Annotated in this window: 5 protein-coding genes; 4 read left to right on the top strand and 1 reads right to left on the bottom strand. The window is 42.4% G+C overall.

What is annotated here, in order from left to right; all coding sequences use genetic code 11:
- The first annotated feature begins 404 nt into the window (after positions 1-404).
- From LD39_RS01395 to LD39_RS01380, 4 genes are all read left to right on the top strand, one after another.
- Positions 405-1067 (top strand): diphthine--ammonia ligase, encoded by a 663-nt coding sequence (locus tag LD39_RS01395; protein WP_052158679.1) that lies wholly within the window; start codon positions 405-407, stop codon positions 1065-1067.
- 135 nt (positions 1068-1202) lie between these two features.
- Positions 1203-1982, top strand: coding sequence for an enoyl-ACP reductase FabI (gene fabI / locus LD39_RS01390; protein ID WP_035542060.1), 780 nt, complete (start codon positions 1203-1205; stop codon positions 1980-1982).
- Between the two features lie 125 nt (positions 1983-2107).
- Positions 2108-2620, top strand: coding sequence for a GNAT family N-acetyltransferase (locus LD39_RS01385; RefSeq protein WP_052158678.1), 513 nt, complete (start codon positions 2108-2110; stop codon positions 2618-2620).
- Between the two features lie 153 nt (positions 2621-2773).
- Complete coding sequence (locus LD39_RS01380; protein ID WP_035542058.1) at positions 2774-4150, top strand: Glu/Leu/Phe/Val dehydrogenase; 1377 nt, start codon at positions 2774-2776, stop codon at positions 4148-4150.
- Between the two features lie 471 nt (positions 4151-4621).
- Here LD39_RS01380 and LD39_RS01375 read toward each other — a convergent pair.
- A partial coding sequence (locus tag LD39_RS01375) for a phosphoenolpyruvate carboxylase (protein ID WP_035542054.1) occupies positions 4622-5384 on the bottom strand: 763 nt, incomplete at its 5' end.

The raw sequence follows: 5384 nt of genomic DNA, 5'->3' as shown, positions 1-5384 counted from the left end.
TGCTTCGCTTTCCTCGGGCACGGCCTCAGCCTCCTTGCGGAAAAGGGCCACTGCGGGGTCTTCGGACACGGGCTGTTCCCGCAGGAGTCTCCGCATTCTGTCTACGCTGAGAAAACTAAACATGGAGAAGAAGGATTTAGACCATCCCAGGGTAGGAAATAACACGGAGACTTCTGCGGGAGGAAGGCATGGGTGAGACCCCACAGTGCGCAGCGTGAAGAGGCTCACCAGCCGTCCGCGAAAAGCGGAGTGTATTTTCCGAAGCGGTCATTCAGAGCAATCGATTACTTCTAAAATTCCCTACCCTTAATTTGTTCGTCTTTAGATTGGATGCTTTTAATTATGTCCAAGCCCGTTTTCAAATGTGTTAAGTTAACAGTAAGTGATAGGAAGGGGGAATGGTGATGAAACCGGTTATTGTTTCATGGAGCGGCGGGAAAGATAGTGCGCTTGCTCTTAAAAAGGTGATGGAGGATAAGCAGGTTGACGTGAAGGGGCTTTTCTCAACAATTTCGGAACAGTCTTCCCGCTTGCCGATCCATGAAGTAGGGGGAAAATGGATCCAACAACAAGCAGAATCCATCGGTCTTCCACTGTTCTTAATCGAGATGCAAGACCTGGCAACGAACGAGCAATATGAGGGAAAACTGAGAGACCAGTTTGAGCAATGGAAGCAGGATGGCATCTACACGATCGTCTATGCCGACTTATTTCTTGAAGATATAAAAAAGTATCGGGATCAGATGCTATCCCGGTACCAAATGGAAGGTTATTATCCCCTTTGGGAAACGGACACTGAAAAAGCAGCAAATAATTTTATCAGTAAGGGTTTTCAGGCCATCGTTACGACCGTGGATACAGAAAAAGTACCGGAAAAACTCGTAGGCCATCATTACAATCAGGAATTTTTAAAGCAGCTTCCGGCATATGTGGATCCATGTGGAGAAAATGGGGAGTTTCATACGTATGTGTATAATGGCCCGAATTTTAAGCGCTCTATACCAGTTAAGGGTTCCCATTCCTTTTATACAATGGACGGGCGCTTTGCTCATATCGATTTGGTGTAAGTGGAATTGGTCCATAGCGAATACGTATTGTTCTATAACGATATTTTCGTCTTAAATTAAAGAGGATAGAAGGCATCGATTTATGCTATACTGATATTAGTACCAGGTACTAAAAACATTTTTTTGGAGGCTGACATGGAAGATTTATTGAAACTGAAAAATAAAAACATCGTCGTCATGGGAGTTGCCAACAAACGAAGCCTTGCGTGGGGAGTAGCCAAGTCCCTTTATCAAGCAGGTGCGAATGTCATCTTTACATATAGAAAAGAGCGCTCCTATTCCAAGCTGCAAAAGCTGTTGGAAGAGCATGGCTTAGAAGCAAGAATGATTGTCCAGTGTGACGTGAATACGGATGAAAGTATCCAGGAAGCGTTTGGGAAAATCGGCGAAGAAGTCGAATGTATCCATGGTGTTGTACATTCTATCGCCTTTGCACATGCAGAAGATCTCAAAGGGGATTTTGTTGAAACATCTAGAGATGGCTTCGCATTTGCTCAAGATACGAGTGCGTATTCCCTCGTTGCGGTGGCCAATGCGAGCCGCCCGCTTATGAAAGAGGGAGGATCTTTGATTGCTATGAGTTACCTGGGCGCAGAGCGTGTCGTGGACGGATACAACGTCATGGGAGTCGCAAAAGCTTCCTTAGAAGCATCAGTGAAATATTTGGCTTCTGACCTAGGGAAACACGATATCCGGGTGAACGCGATTTCTGCTGGAGCAGTAAGAACACTAGCAGCCAAAGGAGTCCCTTCCTTTAACGAGATTCTTCACAAGATCGAGGAGACAGCTCCACTTCGTAAAAACGTTACACAAGAAGAAGTCGGGGATATGACTCTTGCTATGATGAGTCATCTTTCGCGAGGAGTTACAGGCGAAATCGTTTATGTAGACTCCGGTTACAATATCATGGGCTAAAGAAAGAAATATAGGCAAACAAACAGTTCCACTCTGTTATGAGGGGGGCTGTTTGTTTTTTTGGAAGGATAAACGAACTCCTCGTCGAATACTAGTTCTTATTCAATAAGTGAGGAGAAAAAGAAGTGAAAACTAATAAGCTAACCATTGTTGTACCTGGAATGCTAGAAGAAGTTCACGAGATTTATTTGAAATGCAAAGAGGATTTACTAAAGAAAAACATCTTGCAATGGGATGACCACTATCCTGACAAAAATTACTTTCAAGAATGTATTGAAAATAAAGTACTAATGGCCTTTATGGAGGATGAAACCATACTAGGACACGTTGTTCTTAGTGAGTGGCAATCGGATGAATGGAAAGTGATGTCATGGACAGGAATAAGACCGATTGTTATCCATTCATTAATGATCCAGCCATTTATTCAAGGGAAAGGGATCGGTACTCGGTTTGTGAAACTTTGTGAGGAATATGCCATTGATCAAGGGTATGATAGCATAAGGCTGGATGCATTTGCTGGGAACGCAGTTGCTATTCATTTGTATGAAAAGCTTGATTACCAAAAGAAAGGCAGTGTATATTTCGCTTCAAAACCTGAAGGGCATCAGGAATATATGTGCTTCGAAAAGCTGTTGTAATCATGAATGGGTTGTTCTTATGCCAATGTCAGTCATTCTCCGTGAGATGCTTTTTCATTTGTAAACGTTTCATACAATATATTTAGGGAAACATATTTCTAAATAAGGAAAAATGACGCAGGACCAAATGAATAGAACGGAGGAATCGGAATAATGCAGAAACAGCAGAATATTATCGAAGAATCCTTGAAGGCGCTAATGGAAGATGAAACGTTTTTACCGGACTTACAAGCACAAACGCGTGAACAGGCATTTAAATCATTGGTGGCGTTGCTTTCGACTCCCAATCATATACATAAATCCTTCCTGAGGATTACCCTTGAGAACGGAACGATTGTCCGCATCCCATCGTTCCGTGTCCAGCATAGTGACACAGTTGGTCCTTATAAAGGCGGAATTCGTTTTCACGAGTCGGTCAACGAAGGAGAAGTGGCGAATTTAGCCAAGCTGATGACTTTGAAGAACGCTCTCCACGAATTACCTTTCGGGGGAGGAAAAGGCGGCGTAATCATTAACCCGAAAGAGTATTCGATTAAAGAGCTGAATTTGATTTGTAAGAAATACGTCCAATATTTCGAAGACATCCTTGGACCAGACAAAGATATCCCAGCTCCGGACGTTGGGACCGGTGAACGGGAAATGGACTGGATGATGGGAGAATACAAAAACACTCATCCAGGGCAACCTTATCGAAACAGCTTTACAGGTAAAAGTATCGTCAACGGTGGTTCATTGGGACGCAGAGAATCGACAGGCAAAGGGGTTTATTTCACCTTCCGTTATATGATGCACAACTATTTGCAGGAAAATAAAAAGTGGTTAAGTGAAACGGAAAACATCTTTGCGAAAACTGCCCTTGATCATGCAGAGAAAAAGTTGTCAATGGCTATCCAAGGGTTTGGTAATCTTGGTTCTGTGGCGGCTTTAGAAGCTTACCAATGCGATTATTTGCAAAATAAAATCGTAGCCGTCAGTGACCATAATGTGATGCTGTATAACGAGGATGGACTTGATATCCCAGCTTTATTAAAATACACAAAGGATAACGACGGAGATTTACCAACGAATGACGAAGCCCTGCAGGAACACGGTATTAAAGCAGAGGTTCAAGAAAGAGATGATTTACTTACGCTTGATGTAGATGTTCTCCTTTTGGCTGCATTAGAAGATCAGATTCATGAGAATAATATGGAAGAAATTCAGGCCAGGCTTATCATAGAAGGAGCGAATGGACCGATCACGGAAACTGCGGATAGATATCTCGCTGATAAAGGGGTCTTAATTGTACCAGATATTCTAGCTAACGCCGGCGGTGTCATTGTTTCGTATTATGAGTGGATCCAAGGAAGAGAAGCTCAGTTCATGACTGAAGACCAGGTGTATGAACGTTTATTCGATAAAATGAAAAATACGATGGATACAATTCTACCTCAATTTTTTGGTGATCCCTTCCCATTGAGGCAAAATAGCTATATCCATGCAGTGATGAAGCTTTCAACAATTATGTATCGTCAGGGTAAACTATATTAAATTTAACTTTCAACCTCAGTCCACTTATTGGGCTGAGGTTTTTAAATGTAGGCTCTATTAAACATTGTTTTTGATTTTTGTGGGTTAAGCTTTATTCCATTAAATAACAGTATTCTGGGAGACTTGATTTCGAGATCTTTGTGTGGAGAAAGGGAAGGTGGGGAAGGAGTCGCTTTCCGTGGGAGTACGGTGAGCATCCTCAGTCTTCGCCCTGCGGGATGTCACCCTGTACTCTAATCCCACAGAAGTCTCCCCCTTACCCAACTCCCCACTGAGCTTTCAAGATAATCAGGATTATGTTGAAGAAGGGGCTTCGTTATCCGGGCTGCTAGTCAAAATTAAGATTTTCCAAAATTATATATAAAAACGGGTGGATTTATGTGTTTGGATTATAGTTTCACCTGCCACATAGAGGAATGTGTAAAATATAAAAAGCTGTTGGCGTTATAGCCAACAGCTTTTCCAATTCAATCAACCTGTGTTTCTTAATCCTGCTGCAATACCACTGATCGTCAGCAATACTTCAGTAAGAATATCGTCATTGATATCTTCACTTTGTCGAAGTTCCTTAATAAGTTCCACTTGTAAGAAGTTCAACGGATCCACATATGGGTTACGCAGGCGGACAGAATCTTTGATGGTCGGCTGGTGATCCAACAATTCTTCATCCCCTGAGATTTGTAAAAGTACTTCTTTGGTACGTTCGTATTCTTCAACGACGTTGTTGAAGATTCGTTCACCTAACTCTTGATCGTTTACAAGGGCCTTATATTCTTTTGCGGTTTGGATATCCGCTTTCGTTAGAGCCATTTGTAAGTTATTGATCGTAGTACGGAAGAATGGCCAGCTTTCATACATTTGTTTTAGCTGAGCTAAGTGTTCGTCACTTTGTGAAGCATAAGCGGATAACCCTGAACCAGATGCATACCAGGCTGGAATCAGCTGACGGTTTTGAGTCCAGGCAAACACCCATGGAATCGCACGTAAGTTTTCAAATTTCGAACTGTCTTTACGCTTCATCGGACGAGAACCGATGTTCAGTTCGCTGATTTCTTGTAAAGGCGTCGCTTCATTGAAGTACGTTAAGAAATCTTTGTCTCCGAAAACGAGAGATTGGTATTTCTTCAGGGATATTTCAGAGATCTCTTCCATAGCTTTTTCCCAGGCTTCTTCACGATGGTGACCTTGCTCAGATTCTTGTGAAACATTCGCTGCTCCTTCAAGTAAGGTTGAA

The sequence above is a fragment of the Halobacillus sp. BBL2006 genome (assembly GCF_000786645.1).
Lineage (GTDB): Bacteria > Bacillota > Bacilli > Bacillales > Halobacillaceae > Halobacillus.
Note: the sequence above shows the minus strand (reverse complement) of the source record. Positions and strands in the feature narration are given on the sequence as shown.